The following is a 23,759-nucleotide window of genomic DNA, read 5'->3' on the forward strand; positions in this document are numbered from 1 at the left end:
CACTCGCACGTCTCGGGTCACATCGGGCCGCGGAAGACGACGGCGCCCGGCAGGGGCCGGTAGCCCATCACCTCGTTGAGGTGACGGATGGGGGCGTTCTCCAGGACGTTCTCCGTCACCAGCCGCTTGAAACCGGCCTGGATGGCGCCGCCGATCTGGGCCCGCTTGAGTGCGCTCGCGATGCCGCGCCCACGCCAGGCACGCTTCACGCCCGTGAGGCTGTGGAAGGCCACTCCGTTCCGGCCCCGTTGCAGCACCGCGTAGCCCACCACCTCGTCTCCGTGCAGCGCGACGAAGGTCAGGTCCGGCGTGTGGATGGGCCGGTCGATGTCGGAGGCGCGCCAGTCCTCGAAGGTGCCCACGTCGTCCGCCGCGTCCACGGGCATGTCGGGGATGGCCTCCAACGCCACCCGGTACATGCCGGGGAGCAGGTCGTCCCTTCCGGTCCGCGGGACGATGCGCACGCCCTCCGGAGGGCGCACTTGGGGCAGGGGAAGGCCCTCCAGCTCCAGCACCAGCTCGGTGTGCCGGGCCACCTCCCGGTAGCCGCGGCGGCCCAGGTAGCGCAGCGCGTCCTCCTGGGACTCGTAGGCCTCCACCTCCAGCTCCGTCATTCCGAACCCGCGCGCGTGGGCGGACAGGGTGCGGTGCAGCTCCGAGCCCAGACCCTGACACCGGTGCTCACGGCGCACCCACAGGCCGGCCACCGCACAGGTCCCGCCGCTCCCCCCGGCGGGAGGTCGGACGAACGCGGCGCCCACCGGGACGCCATCACGCCTCAGCACGTAGTCCACGCGGCCCACCTGGGTCTCGCGCAGGTAGCGCGCATCCTCGAATGAGGGCACACCCCACACGTCCACGGCATCCACCACGTCCACCCATTGCTGGAGGGTGGCGTCGTCCCGCACGGTTTCGATTCGGAAGTGGGGCATGGGACTCCGTTGGGATGCGGCTCTGTTGGCCCGACGCTCACGGTGACGCCGCGCCGGGCTCGGAGGCGGCGACAGAGGACCGCGCGAGCACGGACCATTGGAAGCGCATGGCCTCCGGAGCCTACTCCTGGTACCCAATCCAGCGAACGCGCCTGAGCGTCACCGGACAGAAAAACGCCCTGCTTCCGCGGACTTGGGAAGCAGGGCGATGACCCCGACAGGAATCGAACCTGTGGCCTGCGGTTTAGGAAACCGCCGCTCTATCCAACTGAGCTACGGGGTCGGCCGCGGAGCGGTTTATAGCAGGCGACCGGACCCGCGCAACGGGAACGAGGCCCAGGCCGCGTGGCTCTGTTCGGCCGTGAGCCTGACGCCCGGCTGGCAAGCGAGGTGCTGGAGGAGGGCACCGGAGCCGCGCGGCCGTGGGAGCTTCTTCTCGTTCCCATGCGATGCGGGAGGCGGGCCTCCTCATGCTCGGCCAGTACGGAGCCCCAGCATTCCTGGGGGCCTTCCCGTAGACTGGAGTCCTCCTCGTGCTGGAAGGCGTCTCATGGCAACCCGTATGGGCGTCACGGCCCTACTGCTCGCCCTGCTCAGTGCGTGCGCCACCCCACCTGTCGTCCGCCTCGACACGGGGCGGGGCGCTCCCCTGGAGTACAGGCCGTCCTCCTCGCGCAAGGCCGTGAAGGTGGACGCGGAAGCCTTCGAGGAGGCGCTGGGGCGGCTGGTGCTGGAGGTGCCCCTGACGCTCCGGGCTCCTCAGCAAGGCTGGCTGGTGCGCGCCTCCCACTCCGGCCGCGATGTGGACACTCGGTGGCGGCGCCTGATGCGCAAGAGCTTCGGCGGCCTCTGCGAGCCGGGCCAGCGCAGGGACTCCTGCCTCTCCCTGCTCGACGACGGAATAGGCCTGGGCGAGTGGGACAGGCTGGGCGTGGCCCTGGGCCTGTCGCTGGAGCCCCTCAAGGAGAGCATCGCCCGGGCGGTGGAGGAGACGCTGGCGCCCCAGCTCTTCTACACCGTCATCGCCACGGGCCTCATCACCTGGGCCGTGTTGGCGGCCAATCCCGAGCCGGTGTTCACCAAGGCGGCGGCCATCGTCTCGGCGGTCCTGCTCATCTACCTGGGAGTGGAGACGTTCCTGGAGGTGGTGGACGCGAGCCGGGAGCTGAAGGGGGCCACGGACCGTGCGGCGGCGTGGGTGGAACTGGAGCAGGCCGGCCAGCGCTTCGCCCACCGGGTGGGGCCAGAGGTGGCGCGTGTCTTCGTGCTGGCGGTCACCGTGGTGGTGAGCCATGGCATGGCCGGGGGCGCCGCGTGGCTGGCCTCGCGGCTGTCGATGCTGCCCCGCTTCACGGAGGCCGCGGCGGCCGGGGCCTCACGGGTGGGCATCAGCCTTGCGAACGTGGGGCAGGTGAGTGCGGTAGCCGTTGAAGGGAGCACCGTCATCGTCTCCCTGCCTGCAACGGCGGTCGCCATGACGGCCCAGGGAGTGAGAGGAGCCGCAGCGGGAGTCGGTCCTGTCGGCTCCAGGTCCTGGGGCTCGTTCAGCGGCCTCAAGAGTGCTTTGGGGGCAGCCGGCCCCGGAAAGCAGTGGCACCACATCGTCGAGCAGACACCCGGTAACGTGAAGCGATTCGGGCCTCATGCGCTGCACAACACCGAGAACGTCATCCCCCTGGAAGAAGGGCTGCACACCCGCATCAGCGCGCTCTACTCGTCCATTCGCTGGAACATCACCGGTTCGAGGAGCCTGACCGTACGACAATGGTTGAGCACCCAGTCGTACGAGGCCCAGCGCAAGTTTGGGCTTATGGCGATTGAGAACGTCACGAAGGGGGTCTGGTAATGAAGTTGGAGGATCTCGTCGAGCAGTTCGCCGAGAATGTGGCTGCGCAGACCGATGCCATCTGGCGGGGGGATGCAAAGACGGGGAACAAGCATGCCAAGAGGTACGGAGCCGCGTTCGACAAGATCCGGACCCATGGAGATGCTGGACGAGATGCACTTGCCGCTCTTTTGAAACACCCGCGCATGGATGTCCGGGTCACAGCAGCGGCCTGCCTGCTCCGCCATCGTACGGCGGAGGCCAAGGCGGTTCTGGAAGAGGCCGCCAAGGGCGAGGGGATGGTCCCATTCGAGGCGCAGCAGGCCTTGAAGCGGTGGGAGGAAGGTACCTGGGCCTTGGACCCTGCATGACCTTCCCTTCCTCACTTCGCCGCTCCTCTTGCCTGAGGCAGCCGCTGGGGGGGCGGGGGAAGTGTCCCTATAAGTGTGTAGCAGGCCGGCTCCGAGATTTCGCGGAGCCAGCAAGGAGCGGGGAAGCTCCTCGGTGAACCCAACCACCGAAACCTCCCGGCCAGGGCAGGCCCAAGGAGTTCCCCGTGAAGAAGGCTACCGAGTTTGTCCCGCCCACCCAAGAGGAGGTGGGTGCGGACCTGCGCGCGCTGTTCCTCCAGGCCGTCACATGACTCTTACCGTACTGCTTGAGGAGGAGGTGGACCGGCTGATGGGCGCCGGCCGCTTCGAGCGCGTCGAGGGCCGGCAGGACGCACGCAACGGCCACTACCGACGCGGCCTCGGCGCGGAGGAGGTGCGACGGCGGACGAGCGACCGGGTGCGTCGCGGGGACGCCGCCCGTGGCTGGCGGTCGCTCGCTGAACTTTCCGACCGTGTCCTGCTTGTCTCCAGTCCTAGCAGTGGCAGCACTGTCGGCAGACATGGACTTGGGTGCCCTTGCCCGTAGTGACGGCGGAGAGGTAGTCGCCTGTGCCCTCCCGGAAGAGGGCTTTCTTGTCTGAACTTAGGCCCCCTTGAACAGCTAGTAGAGAGGCCAATCCACTGCCGTGTAGGAGCCCTCCGTCTAGATGACCTCGTGGCGGCTTTGAACTCAGCACTGTGCGGCACGGGCTAGGAAAATTCGAATCAAGGACTCTCGGAGCAGAAGAGACCAGCTCCGATCAACATGCGCGTGAATGCAGCCGCCGTGTGACAAGCATATACTGTCCATGCCTCATCACGCTTCCATCCGACAATGTCACTAATGCCACGAATCACCAGAACAGGGATGTTGTTGCGTTGGCACAGAAGAGAGACGCCTGTGCTCTCCATCTCAACTACCACCACACCTTTCGACACTGTACGCCATGTCTTGACTAGATCCGGATTCTTGACGAGTCGATCGCTCGACGCAATCTTTCTCGCGGTAGACATCGGAGCATCCCGCTTTGCGTGCCGCGCGAGCGCATCGGAAATGTCAGCGTTCCATGCCCCATCATCAGTTGTGGCTTTGCCGTCTAACCCTGGGCGCTTGGATCCAATCGAGACAGCGCTATTCCAATCTTTGTTGCGAGGATCTAGCTCAATCGCGCGTAGCCGCTCGATAATGCGACTAGCCGCTGGATGCAACGGCCCACCTAGTGCATCGAATCGCCTAGAGTCGTCGTCTGTGCCTGTATCCTCTAGCGTCACGTCTTGGATGTAGCTGGAAACAACAACGTCGCCAAGGCAAAAATCTGGCGTAGGCACACCACCGCCGATGCCGACGACTAACATGAAAGCAGGCGACAGGTCAGCCAACATCTCTGCCGCAGCAGTCTGTGCATATGTATTGCCTTGTTGGGCACATCGCGTGATGGCGACACGGCAGAGTCCATTGGGGGTTTGAATTTCAGCAATATCGTAGTCTCGATTTCCCCCTGCTCTGGTTGACGAGGGCTTGAGCTTTTCGAGGAGGGCCGTGTATTCCTCTTCCTTCATTGTAATTATTCCAACGTGTATTTTTGTCATCTTTTCGTGACTCAAGGGACCTAGGTTGTTTATGGCATCGAGACCAAATTGTTTGAAGAGCCCAATGAGAGCGTCGGCCACGCTGGGAGTTGTCGTGCTCAGGTCTGCAACCAGCCGTTGGTCAGCTCTATGAAGGATCCAGTCACGGAAGCCTCCCATTCGTGGGTCCTCTGCGACTTTGCGCAGAGCAGTCGTTGATTCCGTGCCCGGAATGTCGGCGAGCCACGTAATAAGGTGGCTGCGAACCGTTTGAGCGTTGTCTCGTGGACCAGGAGAGTACGCACCTTCATGATGTATATCACCGGCCGGGTCAATGTACTCGTACACCAGCGGTATCAATCTAACCAGGGTGCCAACTTTTTTGAACGCAGCTATTGGCATTAAGGCAAAACATTCATGACATTCGTGAATAAAATTGCAAATCTCTTCGATCAAGCCATATCCATCGCCATGGGATGGCTCGCACAGTATTCTCTCAAGGAAGTCGAGGGCTGAATCGCCATCCCGATCAACCCAGGCGCACCACCAAACAGCGAACCGGCTTCTATTTTTGAGCACAGCGCGGCAGCGACTCTCAACTATTGCATCAACTATCGCGACATCCACACCCTCGGTCGTGAGGAGCGTCGAGAGTGTCGCAATCAGTGCCTCCACCCTTGGTGGATCTTTCACGCCAAGCAGACGGGAGAGCACGGGCGCGCACGCGAACCGAACGGAATGGTGAGAGCGCGGGAGTTTTGCCAGGACGTCGTTGATTAGTGTGCCGGTATCCGGGTGCTCGTAATCGGCAGAGATGGCTGTTTCCAAAGTCTGAGCGACGACCTTTGGATGGGCCTCCGCAAGCCCTCCCATCCAGTCGGGAAAGCCGTTTAGTTCACATGCCGCATAGCGGATCGCTCTGGCGATGAGCGTCTCTTCAAGATTTGCGACATCAAGTCCCGCCTGAATATCATGGGATAGGCCGGTGAGACCAAGAATGACGCCACTTGGCGATGTGTTACGTGGCTCGCGCTCGTGGGGAAGGGGGGGATCGTAGAGCCGCCAAAACGCTCGCCATCCATCCAAGGCCGCATCGGCGATTGCGTCACCATATTGCTCCCGAAGAGACGTGTGCGCTGTTGTGCTTGAATAGGTCTCGTCCTGTTTTGAGCGCTCCCAGAGAAACCAAAGTGCACGAGAGTTGGTGCCATTTCGTATAGTCTCAATGTGATCCGCCAGCGCTTTGCAGCTAATGTCATGCTGGCGTTTGCGCTTTAGCTCCCGCGCCCGCTCCATCCGTTGCCACTTTGTCATCGACGGGGGATTCGGCGCAGGACGGTTCATTGAGCGTTCCAGTCGCTTGCGGAGCACGGGGTCTTTGGCCGCGAGACTTCGCAATTGACTGAGGCAATACTCTAGCTTCCCTTGAATGTTCAGTACCCACCCCAACGTATCGAAGGCGAGTAGGCGTTCTCTGATATTGCCCCGTTCGCTTGCGTCACGAGTAAGCCACTGCTCGTCGTTCACGCTGAGCTCAAAAATATCGTGAATGTAAGGAAGTTCGTGATAACGGGTAGGTGTCTTTCCCTTGCGCTGACGATGGGCCTCCACCCGCTGCCAGAACAGCATCCTGCGAATCTCTCCGTGGCGTGCCACTGCCTCTCGGACTTCGTCCATGCCGTACTCTGTCTCTGTTTGGAGTCCTATCTCGTCGCGCCGCCGAAATAGCTCCAAGGCATCCTTAACAAGAGCCATGTGGGCACTAACAAGAGCCATGTGGGCACTATCGCTAGGCAAATCATCAAGCGTGGCCGCCAGTAGTTTACCTATTGCCCGTAGGAGCCATGTTCGCTCGTGACGTATCTCTCGCTCCCCATTTCCGTTGGTGCTGCCAATGAAGGCCATGAGTGCTTGAAGCAATTGCAAGCGATGCTCGGGATGAGATGCTGGAATCTCACGCTCAAGCACCAGTTGTAGGCTTGTCAATGTGTAGCGGCGCTTGGGTTCGACGCGAGAGAGAACTCGGAGTAGGCCATCAATGCTGAGCAGTTCTGGGTAGAGTGCACGCACAAAGGAACCGGCAACGTCCTGTTCCCAGTTATCGGTTGTCTCGATGAGCGGCAGTAGCTGTTCTCGGTGTTCCTTGTTGCCTGCGATTCCCACCGCCCGGATGGCGAAGAAGCGCACGTGCGCCGAGCATGATTGAGTAAGTGCTAGGCGTAACGCGATTGGAACGCATCCCACGATTCGGCCGTGCTCAACGATCTGAAGCAGCACCGCAGCTAGCTCTTCTGGGAGATCTGAGGAAGAGAGAAGGTCGGTAATTGTATTTGCCAAGGCCGGTGACGCAAAGCGGTCGAGACTGGCCTGCTCAAATCTGTCAAATAGACGTTTACGATCTGTGTAGCTCTGCGCATGGTTGCGCAAAATGTTTGAGCGCTCAGCCACACTCAGTCCGCTAGGATCTCCATGACCAAGAAGCAGAGCGGGCGCTTCTCTGACTAACTTTTCACGCAGGGATGCGTCCCATAAGCTAAACCAAGCCGCCACAGGGCCGAGGTGCTCTGGAATGACGCGCTCATCATCTTCCTCTCGAAAGAACAACTCCTCCAGCTTGCTCCGAGCTAATCCTGCGTCACGGAGGTCTACCAGCCACTTCGCAGCCAAGTATTCTTGTACTGAGCGGTGATGTATGCGTATCCTGCCGTAGGTAGACTCATCAAAGATGGGTAGCCGTAGAAGTTGTTGAATATCTTCGTTGGACCAGTCAGCCAGCACCCCGTGTGGGTCGATGGCCGATGTGGCTCGGTGGATATCGTGCTCTTCATCAGGCACAAGGAAGGAATGCCGACGTGTGAGCGTGGCGATTCCAGCGAGCGCGCGGATACCTTTCGCCGCCTTGGCCCGCGGAAGAGTGGACCTGCGAGTCGCTCGCTCTTGGAGCTTTTCGCTGATGTTATCGGCGACCAGTTCTCGCAGGCTTCCGATGCGATGCTGACGCATCCAGTAGGTTCCGAGCCACTCCACATCTAGTGGTCGTCCTATGAAGACTTGCGCGTGGTTCTCCTTGATGGCGATCATAAACGCGCCGACGTCAGTCACCCCGATATGGGCAACCAATCGAGCTACTTGGTCCTCAGTCAATGGGGCAATTTGGACCACATACGCCTTTTCATTGCTGTCTTTTGGAATGACCTCTTCCAAAGCAGTTCTGTCGGCGTCAGCCCACCAGTCGCTAACGCGACAGGAGATTATCAATTTAACTCGCTGCCATTCGTCCTTCAGTTCCTTCCTGAGCTTTCGGAGCGCTTGGTGGAGCGAGTGTCTCTGTAGCTTCGCCTCGTCTAGGGAGTCTAGAAAGAAGACGGCGTGTTCCTTGGTTTTACGCCACGCATGTAAGCGTTCCTCGTCATCGGGATCGAGGCTTCCAACGAGACCGTCCTCTGCAAGGTCGTTGAGTTCTACAAAAAAAGCTGCTCGACTGGCCGTTACCAAGGCGTCAGCTTGGCTCTCAAACTCTGTGCTCTTACCCGTACCCGCCTCACCGAGCACGACCACGTAGCGGTGCTCAAGGAGTTGCGACCATGTCTTTCCTTGCTTGAACGCGAGCGCCATCCGCAGCATCTCGTCCGGCTCAAGCGACTCCACAGCGTCTGCGACCTCAAGGAAAGTACGGCCGAGCGCAATGCTGTCCCTGGAACGTCGCCGTGCCATCGGTCATCTACTCCCGAGTTGCCCATGAACAACGGCCGACATCCAACTACATCCTCCCCCGATGTTCCAGCCGCGCATCACGGGAAGTCGTAGGGCAGTAGAAAGTGGCGGGATGAGGCGGCGAGGAGGAGATGGCATTTGACGGTCCATCGAGTCGTGAGAATGAGAAAGATGAGGTGCCGTACGTAATTGGTACGTAATCGGCCGGCCGCCGGTGAACGTGGGTGAACGCCCACGTCCAGTAATCTCCGGGGCTTAGCCGCCACCACCCGAGGACCAAGGGGCCCCTCAAGGTTTAGGAAACCGCCGTTCTATCCAACTGAGCTACGGGGTCGACCGAGGAGCGGTTTATAGCAGGCGACCGGACCCGCGCAACGGGAACGAGGCCCAGGCCGCGTGGCTCTGTTCGGCCGTGAGCCTGACGCCCGGCTGGCAAGCGAGGTGCTGGAGGGCACCGGAGCCGCGCGGCCGTGGGAGCTTCTTCTCGTTCCCATGCAACGCGGGAGGCGGGACTCCTCATGCTCGGCCAGTACGGAGCCCCAGCATCCCTGGGGGCCTTCCCGTAGACTGGAGTCCTACTCGTGCTGGAAGGCGTCTCATGGCAACCCGTATGGGCGTCACGGCCCTACTGCTCGCCCTGCTCAATGCGTGCGCCACCCCACCTGTCGTCCGACTCGACACGGGGCGGGGCGCTCCCCTGGAGTACAGGCCGTCCTCCTCGCGCCAGGCCGTGAAGGTGGACGCGGAAGCCTTCGAGGAGGCGCTGGGGCGGCTGGTGCTGGAGGTGCCCCTGACGCTCCGGGCCCCTCAGCAGGGCTGGCTGGTGCGCGCCTCCCACCCGGGTAGCAGTGCTGACACCCGATGGCAGCGCCTGATGCGCAAGAGCTTCGGAGGCCTCTGCGAGCCGGGCCAGCGCAGGGACTCCTGCCTCTCCCTGCTCGACGACGGAATGGGCCTGGGCGAGTGGGACAAGCTGGGCGTGGCCCTGGGCCTGTCGCTGGAGCCCCTCAAGGAGAGCATCGCCCGGGCGGTGGAGGAGACGCTGGCGCCCCAGCTCTTCTACACCGTCATCGCCACGGGCCTCATCACCTGGGCCGTGTTGGCGGCCAATCCCGAGCCGGTGTTCACCAAGGCGGCGGCCATCGTCTCGGCGGTCCTGCTCATCTACCTGGGAGTGGAGACGTTCCTGGAGGTGGTGGACGCGAGCCGGGAGTTGAAGGGGGCCACGGACCGTGCGGCGACGTGGGTGGAACTGGAGCAGGCCGGCCAGCGCTTCGCCCACCGGGTAGGGCCAGAGGTGGCGCGCGTCTTCGTCCTGGCGGTCACCGTGGTGGTGAGTCATGGCATGGCTGGTAGCGCTGCGTGGCTGGCCTCTCGCCTATCGATGCTGCCCAGCTTCACGGAGGCTGCGACGGCTGGGGCCTCACGAGTAGGCCTCCACCTGGCGAATGTGGGGCAGGTGAGTGCGATGGCCGTTGAAGGGAGCACCGTCGTGGTCTCCCTGCCCGCTACGGCGGTCGCCATGACGGCCCGGGGCGTGAGAGGTGTAGCGGGAGTCAGTCCTACCGGCTTCAGGTCCTGGGGCTCGTTCAGCGGCCTCAAGAGTGCCTTGGGTCCAGCGGGTCCGGGGAAGCAGTGGCACCACATCGTCGAGCAGACGCCAGGCAACGTGGAGCGATTCGGGCCGCATGCCCTGCACAACACCGAGAACGTCATCCCGCTGGAAGAAGGGCTGCACACCCAGGTGAGCGCCTTCTATTCGCGGAAGATCCGGAGGGTCACCGGCTCGCGAGAACTCACCGTGAGACAATGGCTGAGTACGCAGTCCTACGAGGCTCAGCGTGCATTCGGATTGCAGGCAATCGAGAACATCAGGAATGGAGTCTGGTGATGAAGCTCGAAGAACTGGTTGAGCAATTCGCCCGGCATGTGCAGGCAGAGACAGAGGCTGGCTGGAAGGGAGATGCTAAAGCTGCCAATAGGCATGCTGATGAGTGCTTGGCGGTTTTTGACGAACTCCGCGCCCGTGGAGATACAGGACGCGATGCGCTTGCCGCGCTTTTCAAACATCCACGCATGGATGTCCGCGTTACAGCGGCGGCGTTCCTGCTCCGCCACCGCACGGAAGAGGCCAAGGCAGTTCTCGAAGAGGCCGCGAAAGGCAAGGGGTTGGTCCCCTTCGAGGCGCAACAGGCCTTGAAGCGGTGGGAGGAAGGTACCTGGGCCTTGGACCCGGCATGACACTACGCAGCTTTCATAGTGCCTCTCAATTGCGTTGATCCAACCTGTATGGTTGGATGCGAATCGGAGGTGCGACATGCCCCGACCCTATTCGGCTGACCTGCGCGAGCGCGTTCTTGCTGCGTGCGAGCGTGGACTGACGATTGACGAAGTTGCCAAGCAGTTCGAGATCGGAACAGCCGCCGTGAAGCGCTGGCGCCAACTCTGACGTCACACAGGGTCCGTAGCGCCAGCGCCACATGGCGGCGGCAGAGAGGGCATCGAGAACATCAAGAAGGGAATCTGGCGATGACCATTGAGGAGCTTGTTGGGGAGTTCGCCCGAAACGTAGCCGCACAGACCGATGCGATCTTTCGCGGGGATGCCAGCACCGGAGATGAGCACGCTGATCGTTACATCGCTGCTTTCAAGAAACTGCGCTCCGCTGGAGACGCCGGGCGGGATGCTCTCGCAGTGCTGTTGGAGCATCCTCGCATGGATGTGAGGGTCGGAGCTGCCGCATGCCTGCTCCGCCACCGGACCGCAGAATCCAAGGCGGTGTTGGAAGCAGCTGCGAAGGGGGAGGGGCTCGCCGCGTTCGAGGCTGCCCAGGTGTTGAAGAACTGGGAGAACGGCACTTGGGCCTTGGACCCAGCATGACGCTGCGCGACCTCCAAGGGGCGAGCGTCGATGAACTCGTCCAAGAGTACGAACAGGCGGCGGTAGCGTACGGACAGGAGCTGGTCGCTGCGAATCATCGTGCTGCCACTCGGGCCCACGACAGGATTGCAAGCGCCTACCGTGAACTCCGCAGGCGCGCGGCGGCCTCCCATCTCCTCCCGCTGTTGAAGAGCGAGAACGAGAACGTCCGCTCATGCGTGGCGGCACACGCGCTTGGGTTCGCACCAGAGCAGGGGGGAACCTGTTCTGGTGGAGCTTGCGGCCCGTCCAGGACCAGTCCGGGCACCAGCCGAGTACGCCCTCAAGGCGTGGCGCGAGGGTACGCTCAAGTTCCCGTGAGCCCCATCAACCAGTTCGCTCGGAAACAGGGGGGGCGGTAATGAAGCTGGAGGATCTCGTCGAACAGTTCGCCGAGAACGTTGCTGCGCAGACCGATGCCATCTGGAGAGGCGACGCCAAGATCGGGAACAGGCACGCCAGGAACTACGGCGCCGCGTTTGACAAGCTACGGGCGCATGGCGACGCAGGGCGCGATGCTCTCGCCGTGCTCCTCAAGCACCCACGCATGGACGTGCGAGTGATGGCCGCCGCGCATCTTCTCCGGCATCGGACTGCGGAGGCGAAGGCTGTCTTGGAGGAGGCTGCAAGGGGAGAAGGAATGATCCCCTTCGGTGCGCAGCAGGCTTTGAAGCGCTGGGAGGAAGGCACCTGGGCCTTGGATCCGGCATGATTCTACGCGACCGCCGTCCGCGACCACCCCGTCCCGGGGCCCGGCTGCCGCGCTCGGACGTGCTGGGCCACTTGAAGGGGGCGGAGTGCTAGCATTCCGGGCCTGCGAGACTGCCAGGGGGCACAATGGCCGCGAAGCACTACAAGACGCAGCCCGAACTCAAGCGGGAGCACGAGAAGAAGCCCAAGGAGAGCGGCTGCATCTGGAAGCACTACATCCCCAAGGGGGACTGGCAGTCGCACCCCTGCCACTACCAGAACAACAGCTTCAAGGTGTCGAAGGGTGCACGCGCCGCGAAGTACAAGCCGGACCCCGCCAAGGTCGAGAAGGTCCGAGGCAATCAGGATGCGCTCAAGCAGCAATACGAAGAGGCCATCAAGGCCCACCAGCAGGCGGCGGAGAAGAAGCTGAGCGACCTGTCCCAGCAGCGCTCGGCGGCCAAGGCCAGCGGGGAGACGCCCCCCGGTCGCGTCCATCACCGGTGGTTCGTGACGATGAAGCAGGTCGAGGCCATGCGGAAGACGGGCCTGAGCGCGCTGCTGAACAAGTACCTTGGCGCGTTCGCGGATGCCTTCAAGCGGCTCGCCGTGAACGAGAAGGCCTGGGATGTTGGACACACGCTGGAGTCGCGCTTCATCAATGCCCAGTATCTGGGAATGGCGGGGAACCTGAAGGCCCAGTTGCGAGGGGTGGCGCCCGTGGGCTTCGCGCCGGACCACGATCTTGCACGGCTGGGTGCGTGGTACCCGTATGACCACGAGCACCACCACATCGTCCCGGACACGACGCTGCGCAATGGCGTCCTGCGCCTGCCCGACGCGCAGACCCCCTTCCATCGGCGCCTTTCGGCCCTGATGGAGGCGAAGTGGAACGTCCACAACGAAGGGAACGTCATCCTGCTGCCGGATGACGTCACCATCGCCGACATTCTCGGCCTCCCGCCTCACTGCCCCTGGGGCGCGACGGGGCATGACGCGTACTCGGACCAGGTCGAGATCAAGGTTCAGAAGATCGCCGAGGAGATGGACCAGGAGCTCGCGATGAGCGAGGACGAGGCGCACGAAGCCGAGAAGAAGGCCGGGGCTCGTCTGAAGCAGCGGTTGGAAGAGCTGTCTGAGACGATGTATCAACAAATCATCGCCGGGAAGGTATCTCTCTAGAGCGCCGCGCGGGATGGCTGGCCCGGCTTCCAGATTCTTCGCTGACCATGGGATGTAGCCCACGATGACCCAGACCCGATTCTCGTACTTCACGCTGCCGCATTATCCGGGCCCGGAGATCGCCGCGACCGAGCCGTTCTCCGCGCGTCACCTTCCCACGCCCATCCGGGTCCGCCGGGGAGTGCCCATCGGCATGGACTTCCCGCCGACCACGGAGGTGGCCCTCTCCTCGAAGTCCGGTCCCCGCTTCACGGATTTCATCTACACGACGTCCCGCCTCCTGCTCGCCACGGAGCGGGTGTGCGACCTCTTCCTGGCCGAGGGCGTCACGCGCGAGCAGGCCGAGTACCTGCCGTTCGTGCTCAAGGACAAGAAGGGCAAGGTCCGGCCGGAGAAGTACTTCCTCATCAACCCGCTGTTGAAGGTGCCCTGCTTCGACTTCGACCGCGCCGACTACAGCCTGTTCACGGGAGAGGCCGTGAGCACGCCCGGGGTGAAGGAGATCTCCACCATCCGGAAGCTCCAGGTTCGGGAGGAGCACATCCCGGCGGACGCGAAGCTGTTCCGGCTGGCCGAGGAGCCGGACGTGAAGCTCATCCGCTCGGACCTGCTGGACGCGCTCAAGTCCCGGGACATGGACGGCGGGCTGGTGACGCTGCCGCTGGGCGAGTTCCTCACATGAGCATCAAGGGCCTCGAGCTCACCCTCCGCAACCTGGGGAGCCTGCTGGTGCGGCACCTGGGACAGCTCGCGGACGCGGACGCGGCGGAGCCCTCGCGGCTGCTGGAGCTCTGTCAGCTCTACCGTCGCATCGGCTGCGGCCACCTGCTGGCCCACCACGACGTGCGGGAGTTCACCGAGAACCTCTTCAGCAGCGCGGAGACGTACCTGATGCTGCTGCGCACGCGGGAGCCGGGCGTGGAGAAGGAGCGCTCGTTCCTGGCGCGCAGCCGGGGCGTGCCCCTGCTGGACGCGCTCTGCATCGGCGCCTGGGACCTGGCCCGGGAAGTGGACGGGGCCATGCCGGCGGCGTGGTGGTCCGACGTGGAGGAGGAAGAGGACTTCCTCTTCTTCAAGCTCCTCCCCTCGCTCATGGACGGGCAGGTGGAGCCGACAGACGCGCGCCGGCTGGCGGAGCTGCTGGAGGAGGTGGGCACGGCCCGCCTGCATGCCGTCGATGCCGTGCTCCGCGCGGATGCACGGGCCTTCGACGAGGCGTTGCGGACGCTGACGGATGACTGGCGTGTCGCCATCGAGCAGGCGCGGGAGACCCGTCCCGTGGACCCCTACCATGACCGCACGGAGGCCCATGTGTTCATCGAGGGGGCCGCGCTCGTCAAGGTGGCCCGGCTCCGGGGGCTGAAGACCCAGGGCCGCTACGACTTCGTTCCCGCGGCCATTCTGCGGGACCTCACGCGGATGCTGCCTTCGCCCGTCATGGGCTGAGCGGAGAACAGGACTCGGTCATGCGCCTGGCCATCACCGGCTTGGGAATGCTCAGCACGTTGGGGGATGACGTCATCTCCTCCTGCGCGGCGCTCCGCGCCGGGCTGGTGCGCCCGTCGCCGCTGCGCTTCGAGGTCTACTCGGAGGACGAAGAGGAAGGCGTGGCGCGCGTCGTGGGACATCCGCTCCAGGGCGTCACGAGCGGGTTCGAGGGGCTCGGGCTCTACACCCTCATGGCGGCGCATGCCTTGGATGACCTCGTCCGGTATGCCGGGTTGGACCGGCGGGACAGGGCCTTCTGGGCATCGACGGCGATCTTCCCCTGCCTGTCGCGTCCGCGCCTGGAGGACCTGGGGGCCCTCTTCGAGGAGCTGCTGGAAGAGCGGCTCGTTCCCGCCGTCCTGGAAGAGACGGGGCTGCCCGCCACCGCCGGGCGGGGACGCCGCTTCATGTCCGGCCATGCCTCGGTGCTGGAGGCTGTCCACGAGGCCCGGCAGGAGCTTCAGGAGGGCCGGTTGAAGCGCGTGCTCGTCCTGGCCCTGGACAGCCTCGTGGGCGAGGACGACGTCATGTGGTTGGCGCAGCGGGAGATGCTCAAGACACCTCAACGTCCCGTGGGGCTGATGCCGGGGCAGGCCGCCGGGGCCCTCCTGCTGGAGGGCGAGAGCGAGGCGCGCCGCCGTGGCGCCCGGGTGGATGCCTTCATCGAGGCCGTCCACGTCGGAAGGGAGCCTGACAGCCGGGAGCGCCGGCGCCACAGTTCGGGGCAGGCCCTGGCGGGTGTCCTGGCTCGCACCCTGGAGGGGCGCAGGGGCGTCGCGGACGCTTATGGCGACCTGAACGGACAGGAGGCCCGGGCGCGAGAATGGGGAAATGCGCTCGTTCGCATGTCGGGCAGACACGACCTGCCGGTCACGCCTCGCTGCCCCGCGACGTCCCTGGGTGACACGGGAGCGGCGAGCGGAGCCATCGCGATTGCCGCCGCCGCGCGTTCCTTCGCTCGCGGGTACGCCCGGGGCAACGAGGTGCTCGTCTGGTCCAGTTCGGACTCGGGAGAGGTCGCCTCGGCTCTCGTCGTCCGGAGCGACCGCCCCGGAAGCACGGTGCGCAGGGCCTCCTGAGCCATGTGCTTTTGTGGGCACGCCCTGTGTCCGTCTCCAGTCCCGAGGCGCACGCGAGGCCCGAGAGCCGCGCGTGCGCCTGAGAGGCGAAGAGACGGCCAGGAGTCCGTCCCGACTCGCTACTGTCCGGGCGGAGGCGTGAGCACGCTGATGCCTGTCTTGCCGAGCGCGAGGTCCTTGTACACGACACACAGGCGCACGGGCTTGCCGCTCCTGGGGGCCTTCTCGGCCACGAACACGCGCACGGAGCCGAAGAGCTCGGGCCGATCGAACGCCGCCATGAAGCTGCCGGTGTCGAACGGCGCGAGCGCCATGAACCTGCGCTGCATCTCGGCGGCGGCCTCCTCGGGAGACTTGCCCGCTTTCATCGCGGCCATCATCGCCTCGTTCGCCTCCTGCTGGAGCTTCATGAACTCGGCGATCTGCTGCTCATCCGGCTGCTCGCTGCCTTCGTCGCCGCGGGCGAACTGCTTCTCGAACTGCTTCAGCGTCAGCCCGGCCCCGAAGCGGCCCGAGTAGAACGCCCCCACCTTGTCCAGGGACTCGCTCGTGGTGAAGTCCGCGCGCCCCTGTGCCGGGGTGCTGGCGAAGTAGAGGTAGCTCGCGCCCGGCGGAAGCGGAACCTGGAGCGTCTTCTCCGTGGGGGCGGTGTCCGGCGTGGAGCCCTCGCCCTGATCGCCCTGCGCGCGCTCCATCAGGGGGCTCGCCTTCTCGTCATAGCTGGCCCCCAGCGCGCGCAGTGCCGCGTGCCGTACCTTCGGCACGGGGTGGTTGAGCAGCTCCGTCAGCAGCGGCGTGTCGGCCGCATCCGGCTGGAGGTTTCCCAGCGCCGCGGCCGCGGCGGCCTTCAGCGAGGGGTAGGGGAGCGCGGCGGCCGTCCGGGCCAGCGGCTTGTACTCGGGCTTTCCACTCTCGGCGATGCGCAGCAGCTCCCGCTCCGCGAAGGCGGCATAGCCCTCCATCGCCTCCGCGCACGCCTGCGCGCCCGGGTTCGCGCATGCGGCCTCCAGCGCCGTCACGTCCCCGGCCTTCGCGCCCGTGGGCACGCGGATCTGCAACCCGCTGCTGGCCCGCGCCACCGGAGCGGCCAGCAGCGACATCAGCCCCAGACTCATCACGAGGGTTCTCATCTCACCGCCCCGCCTTTCCCTGGATGGCTCGCATGAGCTGGAGGCCCTGGCCCAGCGCCTTGGCATCCTTGTCCGACACGTCCTGCTTGCACGACCGCCGCATGCACGCGGACTCGAGCGACTGGCGCAGCTTGCGCAGGTGGGCCAGCTCCACGTCGTAGGCCTCCACCTCATGCGTGGCCTGCACCTTCGTCGAGTCCTTCTGGCCCTTCTTCCGCCCCGCGCACTGCTCCAGGTGCTTGCGCTCATGTACCTCGGTCGCGCCGGCGATCTCCGTGCACGAGGCGATCTCCTTGAACAGCGCCATCTGGTCCTCGCGCAGGGAGCACGACTCCATGTCGGTGGCGACGGAGATGTTGAAGGCCAGGTCCCCCTTCCGGTGCTCCACGCCCCAGCCCACGCGCATCAGCCGGCGGATCTCCATCTGGTCGTCCGGCCCGGGCAGGTCGAACTGACACTGCGGCAGGCTCCCGACGGACGCGAACCACTCACTCCCGAGCCGGGCCCGCTCCTGATCCACCGCTTTCGCGTACGCGTCTTGGGAGAGGCCCTTCGTGTCCTTCAGCCTGGCGTAGAGCTTGCGCATCTCCTGCGCGGTGTGGATGGCCGCCTCCACGCACGGGAGCTGGCAACAGTTGTTGCACTCCTTCGCCCAGGCCTCTCCGGCTCCCGTCAGGAGCAGCGCCACCAGCGCCGCCCCCAGCCAGCGGCCGGTCCTTCTCGAGTCCCTCATTCCGTCAGCTCCCTGTTGTCCATCGAGGTGGCGCCACGGCGGATCCGCAGCGCGACGAGTCCACACCGGGCCGAGGTGTTCCAGGGCTCCAGGTCCAGTGCGCGGGTGAGGGAGCGCTCGGCGTCTTCGAGCCGCTCCTCCGCGAGATAGGCAGTGCCCAGGTTCGCGTGCGCGCGGGCCCGGAGAGGCGCCTTCTCCACCGCGTCCTTCCACAGCGCCACCGGGGACCGGTAGAGCGCGGCGCGCGAGGTGGTGAGGGCCCCCAGCGAGGCAGCCAGCGCGAGCGCGAGGCCCCAGGCGGCCGCACGAAGCGGGGTGGGCCGGGCGCGCAGCAGCACGAGGCTGGCGAGCAGGGCGGGGGCGAGCGATGCCAGATACAGCGGCCGGATGCCGACCGGGTCCAGGCGCCAGATGAGCGAGTTGGCGGGCGCGAGCGCGAGCAGCACCCAGCCCAGGGCGAACGCGAGGTGGGGCGCCCGGCGGCGGGCCATGAGTGCCACGAGGCCCATGGTGGCGAGGACCGCCCCGCGCAGCAGCGTCGGCGTGGCCAGCCAGCCCCACTCACGGGGGCGGGCCGGGTCGATGCTCAGCTCCCACGGCGCCGCCCAGAGGCGGAGCATGGAGGACAGCGCGTGGACGTTGCCCCGGAGCGCCTCGAGCGGCTCACGCGAAGCGATGCTGAAGGAGACCAACTCCCGGTGCCTCGGCAGCAGGAAGACGAGCAGCGCCGAGGCGAGCGTCCCCGCCCAGACGGGAGCGTGGCGGCGCAGGGCGCCGCGCCAGGGCTCACGCGGCCCGAGCGTGGCGTGCCACCACGCGAGCAGCAGCGGGAGCACCAGCGCCGTTTCCCGAGCCAGGGGGGCCAGGAGGGCGAGCATGGCGCCGGCCACCATTCCCGCGGCACGAGGGGGCCGCTCGCCCGTGACGGCCAGCAGCGCGCCGAGGAGCAGCACCGAGGACAGTCCCATGGAGCGGCCGGAGATGGGAATCACGGTGTCGCACGCCAGCGGGTGCAACGCCCAGAGCGCCGCGCCGGCGAGGGCAGGCATGGCGGCGTTCCCATCATCCGGGCGGTGCGAGGCGAGCCAGCGCCGCAGGAGGAGGAAGACGAGCGTGGTGGCGGCCAGGTGCAGGCCTAGGTTCACCGCTCGGTGGGCCGGAGCCTCCGGGCCATGCAGCGCCACCCCGAGCGCGTAGCTCGCCTTGAGCAATGGGCGGACGGTGCGCGCCAGATGCGGGGCGAAGCCGGCGGGGGTGGCCACGGGGTTGTGCTCCACATCCGCCGCGTCGTCGAAGATGAAGCCCGCGGGGAGGGCGGTGGCGAGCACCGCGCCGGTGAGCGCCAGGACGACGGCGAGCGTCACGTGGTGGGGCCACGCTCCGCGCGAGTCTCCAGCGATGCCCCTCCCCGGACTGCCCACGGATGTGCTCCTCCCCCGGCCTGAGGGGGCACTCTATTCGATGCCCGACAAACCTGGAGGCCCCTCCCCCGTATAACTTCAAAGAGCCTGCAAGGATTCGGTCCGCCGGTAGCGTTTGACTCCATTTCCGCAGACGTCAGCACACAGGCATGGAGTCCAATAAAACCCCTGGGAACTTTTTGACCTCCCTCGCGATAATCAAGACGCATTCCTTGCGGGGGAGCGTTCCATGGGTCTGGCACCCACCAGCGGTAGTTCCGGGGCTTCAGGAGCAAATGCAGCGGCCGAGGCCGCGCGACGTGCGGAGGCTGCACGGGCGGAAGCTGCCCGCCGTGCCGCCGAGGCCGCGCGTGCCGCGGCGGAGGCCGCCCGCAAGGCCGCGGAGGCCGCCAGGCGCGCCGCTGAAGCCGCGCGTCAGCAGCAGGCCGCCGCCCAGAAGGCCGCCGCGGATGCCCAGAAGGCCGCGCAGAAGCCGGGCCAGACGCCCGAGGCCGCCGCGAAGTCGAAGGCTGACGCCGCCGCCGCCGACAAGGCCCTGAAGCAGGCCGCGGACAAGTACGCCACCGCGGACAGGGCCTTGCAGGCCGCCGAGGAGAAGGTGGCCCTGACGGCGAAGAAGGCCGAAGAGGCCATGGGCCAGGCGAACACCGTCGCCACCCAGGAGAAGAAGCCGCAGCCCTTCACCCAGAAGGACATCGACGCCGTCAAGCCGAAGAAGAACGAGCTTGTCTCCGCCTTCGATGGCTCGCACCGCAAGGCGGAGCTGGAGAAGCTGCTGGGCACCACCGCGCCCGGGACGGAGCCCGCGTACAAGCCCCAGGCGGGAGAGAAGCCGCCCGAGTCGCTCGACGCGCTCGACGCGAAGGACATCGCCGACGCGCGCAAGGTGCAGGACGGCAAGACGTACACGGACCCGTCCTCCGGCGCGAAGTACCAGGTGAAGAAGGACGTCACCACCGGCGACACGGTGCTGTCCGACAAGGACAGCGGCAACACCGTCACCCTCAAGCCGGACGGCAGCTATACGTCCACGGTGCAGGTGAAGGAGAAGACGCAGTCGGGCGGCACGCGCGAGACGGCGTGGACGAAGACGTCGGACGCGAAGGGTCATCCCACCAGCCTCGAATCCCGCAAGACGCAGACGGAGAAGCACCCGGAGACGGGCCTCACCACCACCTCCAGCAACACGCAGTACGACGCCCGCCGCTCGCCGCCCGTGCCCATGACCCGCTCCGAAGAGGTGCGGATGGAGAAGCCGCCCGCGGCGCTGGCGCAGCGGCAGGGCGTGCCCCAGGGCCCCGCGTCGATGAAGACGGAGACGCAGTTCAACGCGCAGGGCATCCCGACGAAGCAGCTGAAGACGACGGAGATCCACACCCCCGGCTACGACGCCGCTAAGGTGGGCTCCTTCGAGTCCGGCCAGAACACGGCCCTGCAGAACGCCTCCAAGGGCGAGGACCACCACAAGACCCACAACGGGCCCCACGGCCTCAAGCCAGGCGAGTCCAGCCTCACCATCACCGAGGAGACGCGCTTCAACGCGAAGGGCGAGCCCGCCACCTCCAAGCAGAAGACGGAGTCGGTGTCCGTCCAGGCGATGCCCTCGGACAAGAATGGCAACGGCGTGCAGGTGGCGCGCGCCCAGCAGGAGGTCACCCGCGGCCCCAGGGACGCCGTCGTCACCGACAACCTCCCCGCCATCTCCTCGAAGACGCCGGGCAACGTCACCGCGCGCAGCGTCGTGACGGGGTATGACCCGGACGGCTCCAAGTTCGACGATGGCTACGCCAACCGCACCCAGACGGTGTTGCAGGGCTCGGGCACGGTCGACGCCAACGGCCAGACGAAGATGTCGTACCAGCCCACGGAGGTGAAGAGCCTCCAGGAGGCGGGCGGCAACCGGTGGAAGTACGACCACGTCGGCTTCGAGACGGGCGCGGACGGCAAGCCAGTGCCGGGCAAGGAGCCGAAGGAGCTGGACAAGGAGCGTCAGCTTCCCTGGTACGAGGACGCCAAGGACTTCGTCACCGAGGGCCTGTCGGACCTGGCGAACTTCGCCGGCGATGTCGCCTCGGACGCGCTGGGCTTCGCCAAGGACGTGGTGCTCGCGCCGGTGGACGCCGCCATCGACCAGCTGACGGCGCCGCTGGAGAAGGAGCTGACGGACGAAATCAAGAAGCTCAACAGCGCGGGCGACACGCTCACGCTGAGCGGCAACCTGGACGTCAAGGTCGGGCTCAAGGCGGGCATCCAGGGCGAGGCCGAAATCGAGCGCACCGCGGACGGCAAGTACCAGCTCTCCGCGGAGGTGACGGGCGACGTGGGCGTGGGTCTGGTGGGCTCGGCGTCCGTGTCGGCGGGCGGCCGCATGGAGTTCAAGTTCGACACGCCCGAGGAGGCGGCGAAGGCGGCCATCATCCTGGGCAAGGGACCCGCGGCGCTGGCGTCCGGCGGTGAGGATCACAAGTTCCTCGCGCAGCACCTGTCGGCGATGGAGGTGAACGTCGGAGTGGAGGCCGAGGCGGGCCTCGGCGCGAAGTTCGGCCCTGGCGGCGCGGAGCTGTCCGCCAGCCTGGGGGCGACGTCGAGCTACCGGGTGGAGTTCGACAAGGGCAAGCCGACGCACCTGGTGCGGACGACGGAAATCGAGGGCTCGGGCGCCGCCGGAGTGGCCACGGGGCTCAAGGGCAAGCTGGGCTTCAACGTCGGTGGGGACGTCTCCGGCACGGTGAGCCTGGAGACGCGGCTGCCGCTGGATGCCAGCAAGCTGGACGGCAAGGACGTGCTGGCGTTCCTCGCGAGCCCGGCCACCGCGATGTTCGCCGGGCCGGCGGAGACGAGCATCTCCGTGGAGGGCTCGGTGGACCTGGGCAACCAGGGCCACTTCTTCACGGCGGAGATCAGCGGGCTGAGCGGTGACGAGGTGCAGAACGTCACGACGAAGCTGCTGGATGGGAAGTTCGAGAACGCCTTCGACGACGTGAAGGTGGAGGCGCAGGTCACCACGGGCTCGTTCAAGGATCGCGAGCTGGGGCTGGGGGCGAAGCTCGGCGTGGTGGACTTCGACGTCAACGCGCGGCACCGCGACGTGACGGCGGAGGGCGGCAGCGGCAACGGTGGCACCACGGTCAGCCTCGGCCCCGGCAGGCGGCGCGGAGGCAGTGACGGCCCCTCCGGCAGCAGCGGCTCCAGCGGGAGTCGTGGCTCGAGCGGCACCCATGGCTCGACGGGCAGCGCCTCGACGGGTGGGACGAACAAGCCCTCGGGGAGGCCGGGGGACACGTCGACGGCGGGCGACAGCAGTCCCGGGACGGAGCGGCCGTCTGGAGACGCGAACCGGCCTCCGCCCACCGAGTACCGGGTGAATCCGGCCACGGGGCAGCTCGTGCCGGTGACGCCGCGGGACAATGGGACTTCGCGCACGGAGCGGCCGGGCACTCCAGGGGCCACGGAGGCACCGCGCGACACGGACTCCACCACGGGGCGCCGCCCCGTGCCGGTGGTGAGGAACCCGGACCTGCCCGGGCGCACCACGCACGTGCGCTACGACGGCGGAAGGGTGCGCATCGAGGCGGGGCCGGATGCGACGCGCGCGGACATCGAAGCGCACATGGAGACGGCCCGTGCGCTCCAGCGGTACGAGGGCGCCGCCGGGAAGGTGCGTCAGCTCATTGACAAGGTGAAGCAGGCCATCACCGGCATGCCGGGCTACGGCAGTCAGGGCTTCGAGTCACGCCTGGAGGTGCAGAAGCTCAACAACATCCTCAAGAGCCTGCAGGCCACGCAGGCGCAGATCGACGGTGATATCAGGGGCGCGACGGGCGCCAACACGCCACAGACGGCCGCGCAGCGCGCGGACCTGGAGCGCCGCATCTCCAGCGTGGAGAACCAGCTCCGCACCCATGAGTCCCAGGTCAACTCGCTCACGGCGGGCCGGGGCTACGTGGCGATGGAGGACGACGTCACCCCACGGACCCACAACAGCGCACCGCTCAAGTACGAGTCCCTGTCCGAGGGCATCCGGAATACCTACTCGGCGGAAGAGGTGGCGCAGGTCGCCAACCACGGTCGCTCGCTGGGGCTCAATGACCAGCAGATCGCCGACTTCCTGGAGGTCGGCGCCATCAAGAAGTCCAAGAACAAGCCGGTGCCGAGCGCCGAGGATCTGCAGCAGCAGATGACGAACTGGAAGACCGAGATCGAGCCTCGCGGCTTCCCGTACAAGTTCGAGAGCAAGGAGCAGCTGGCGGAGTTCCAGCAGAAGATCAAGGAGCTCAGTGAGAGGTATGGCCTGCCCGAAGGCTCCATGGTCATCCAGGGCTCTTCCTTGCGGACGCCCGAGGCGAAGGACGTGGATGTGGCGATCTTCGTGTCGGACGAGGTGTTCGATGCCTTCGCGCAGCGAAGCCGGGATGCCATGGAGGCGAACTTCAAGGACCCCACGTCGAAGAAGTCCCGCAATAACTTGAAGGAGCTCGACAGGCACATCGAGAAGGGCTTCGTCCCCATGTACAACTTCCCCCGCCTGGGTGGGGAGCGGGCCTATGACGGCATGGGGAGCTCGGAGCGGACCTTCACCAAGGATTTCAAGGAGGACGTCCTCAAGGCCATGGGCCTCCCCCCGGACTTCCCCGTGGACTTCTCCATCATGAGAAGGTCCAGCAAGATGGACATGTACCCGTCCGTCACCTTCTGATGGAGTGCTT

General features: G+C 65.8%; 17 protein-coding genes and 1 tRNA gene. 12 read left to right on the top strand and 6 right to left on the bottom strand.

Features of this window, described 5'->3' with window-relative positions; translation table 11 throughout:
* Positions 1-17: 17 nt before the first annotated feature.
* Positions 18-932, bottom strand: a complete 915-nt coding sequence (locus K8638_RS18820) for a GNAT family N-acetyltransferase (protein ID WP_223755935.1) — start codon at positions 930-932, stop codon at positions 18-20.
* Positions 933-1,141: 209 nt separating this feature from the next.
* Positions 1,142-1,215, bottom strand: a tRNA-Arg gene (locus K8638_RS18825).
* Positions 1,216-1,482: 267 nt separating this feature from the next.
* Between K8638_RS18825 and K8638_RS18830 the strand changes: the two genes are divergently transcribed.
* Both K8638_RS18830 and K8638_RS18835 read left to right on the top strand, forming a co-directional pair.
* Complete coding sequence (locus K8638_RS18830) at positions 1,483-2,778, top strand: hypothetical protein (protein WP_223755936.1); 1,296 nt, start codon at positions 1,483-1,485, stop codon at positions 2,776-2,778.
* A complete protein-coding gene (locus tag K8638_RS18835) occupies positions 2,778-3,128 on the top strand; it encodes a DUF2019 domain-containing protein (protein WP_223755937.1) in 351 nt (116 codons plus the stop codon). Before K8638_RS18830 ends, K8638_RS18835 begins: the two co-directional genes overlap by 1 nt.
* A gap of 726 nt (positions 3,129-3,854) precedes the next feature.
* Here the strand turns inward: K8638_RS18835 and K8638_RS18840 are convergent.
* On the bottom strand, positions 3,855-8,411 hold the full coding sequence (locus K8638_RS18840; protein ID WP_223755938.1) for a hypothetical protein: 4,557 nt from the start codon (positions 8,409-8,411) through the stop codon (positions 3,855-3,857).
* A 598-nt stretch (positions 8,412-9,009) separates the two neighbouring features.
* Here K8638_RS18840 and K8638_RS18845 point away from each other — a divergent pair.
* From K8638_RS18845 to K8638_RS18885, 9 genes are all read left to right on the top strand, one after another.
* The gene (locus K8638_RS18845) at positions 9,010-10,302 is read left to right on the top strand and encodes a hypothetical protein (RefSeq protein WP_223755939.1); all 1,293 of its coding nucleotides are present in this window, start codon (positions 9,010-9,012) and stop codon (positions 10,300-10,302) included.
* The gene (locus tag K8638_RS18850; protein WP_223755940.1) at positions 10,302-10,652 is read left to right on the top strand and encodes a DUF2019 domain-containing protein; all 351 of its coding nucleotides are present in this window, start codon (positions 10,302-10,304) and stop codon (positions 10,650-10,652) included. The genes K8638_RS18845 and K8638_RS18850 overlap by 1 nt, the downstream gene beginning before the upstream one ends.
* A 76-nt stretch (positions 10,653-10,728) precedes the next feature.
* Positions 10,729-10,860, top strand: coding sequence for a transposase (locus tag K8638_RS18855; protein WP_223755941.1), 132 nt, complete (start codon positions 10,729-10,731; stop codon positions 10,858-10,860).
* A gap of 80 nt (positions 10,861-10,940) precedes the next feature.
* Positions 10,941-11,291, top strand: a complete 351-nt coding sequence (locus K8638_RS18860) for a DUF2019 domain-containing protein (protein WP_223755942.1) — start codon at positions 10,941-10,943, stop codon at positions 11,289-11,291.
* A gap of 400 nt (positions 11,292-11,691) precedes the next feature.
* A complete protein-coding gene (locus K8638_RS18865) occupies positions 11,692-12,042 on the top strand; it encodes a DUF2019 domain-containing protein (protein ID WP_223755943.1) in 351 nt (116 codons plus the stop codon).
* 125 nt (positions 12,043-12,167) lie between these two features.
* Entirely contained in the window at positions 12,168-13,202 is a 1,035-nt protein-coding gene (locus tag K8638_RS18870) for an AHH domain-containing protein (RefSeq protein WP_223755944.1), read from the top strand.
* Positions 13,203-13,266: 64 nt separating this feature from the next.
* Complete coding sequence (locus K8638_RS18875) at positions 13,267-13,884, top strand: imm11 family protein (RefSeq protein WP_223755945.1); 618 nt, start codon at positions 13,267-13,269, stop codon at positions 13,882-13,884.
* The gene (locus K8638_RS18880; protein ID WP_223755946.1) at positions 13,881-14,648 is read left to right on the top strand and encodes an immunity 49 family protein; all 768 of its coding nucleotides are present in this window, start codon (positions 13,881-13,883) and stop codon (positions 14,646-14,648) included. The genes K8638_RS18875 and K8638_RS18880 overlap by 4 nt, the downstream gene beginning before the upstream one ends.
* Positions 14,649-14,668: 20 nt before the next feature.
* Positions 14,669-15,769 carry a hypothetical protein gene (locus K8638_RS18885; RefSeq protein WP_223755947.1) on the top strand — a complete coding sequence of 367 codons (1,101 nt, stop codon included), beginning with the start codon at positions 14,669-14,671 and terminating at the stop codon, positions 15,767-15,769.
* 119 nt (positions 15,770-15,888) lie between these two features.
* Here K8638_RS18885 and K8638_RS18890 read toward each other — a convergent pair whose 3' ends face one another.
* From K8638_RS18890 to K8638_RS18900, 3 genes are read right to left on the bottom strand one after another with little or no spacing between them, the layout of a single operon-like run.
* Positions 15,889-16,899, bottom strand: coding sequence for a HEAT repeat domain-containing protein (locus K8638_RS18890; protein WP_223755948.1), 1,011 nt, complete (start codon positions 16,897-16,899; stop codon positions 15,889-15,891).
* Position 16,900: 1 nt separating this feature from the next.
* The gene (locus K8638_RS18895; protein WP_223755949.1) at positions 16,901-17,632 is read right to left on the bottom strand and encodes a hypothetical protein; all 732 of its coding nucleotides are present in this window, start codon (positions 17,630-17,632) and stop codon (positions 16,901-16,903) included.
* Positions 17,629-18,996: a tetratricopeptide repeat protein gene (locus tag K8638_RS18900; protein ID WP_223755950.1), complete on the bottom strand. Its 1,368-nt coding sequence runs from the start codon at positions 18,994-18,996 to the stop codon at positions 17,629-17,631. Before K8638_RS18900 ends, K8638_RS18895 begins: the two co-directional genes overlap by 4 nt.
* Positions 18,997-19,282: 286 nt before the next feature.
* On the opposite strand from K8638_RS18900, the gene K8638_RS18905 reads away from it, so the two are divergent.
* The gene (locus K8638_RS18905) at positions 19,283-23,749 is read left to right on the top strand and encodes a hypothetical protein (protein WP_223755951.1); all 4,467 of its coding nucleotides are present in this window, start codon (positions 19,283-19,285) and stop codon (positions 23,747-23,749) included.
* The last annotated feature ends 10 nt before the right edge of the window (positions 23,750-23,759 follow it).

Source organism: Myxococcus sp. RHSTA-1-4 (assembly GCF_020037125.1).
Lineage (GTDB): Bacteria > Myxococcota > Myxococcia > Myxococcales > Myxococcaceae > Myxococcus.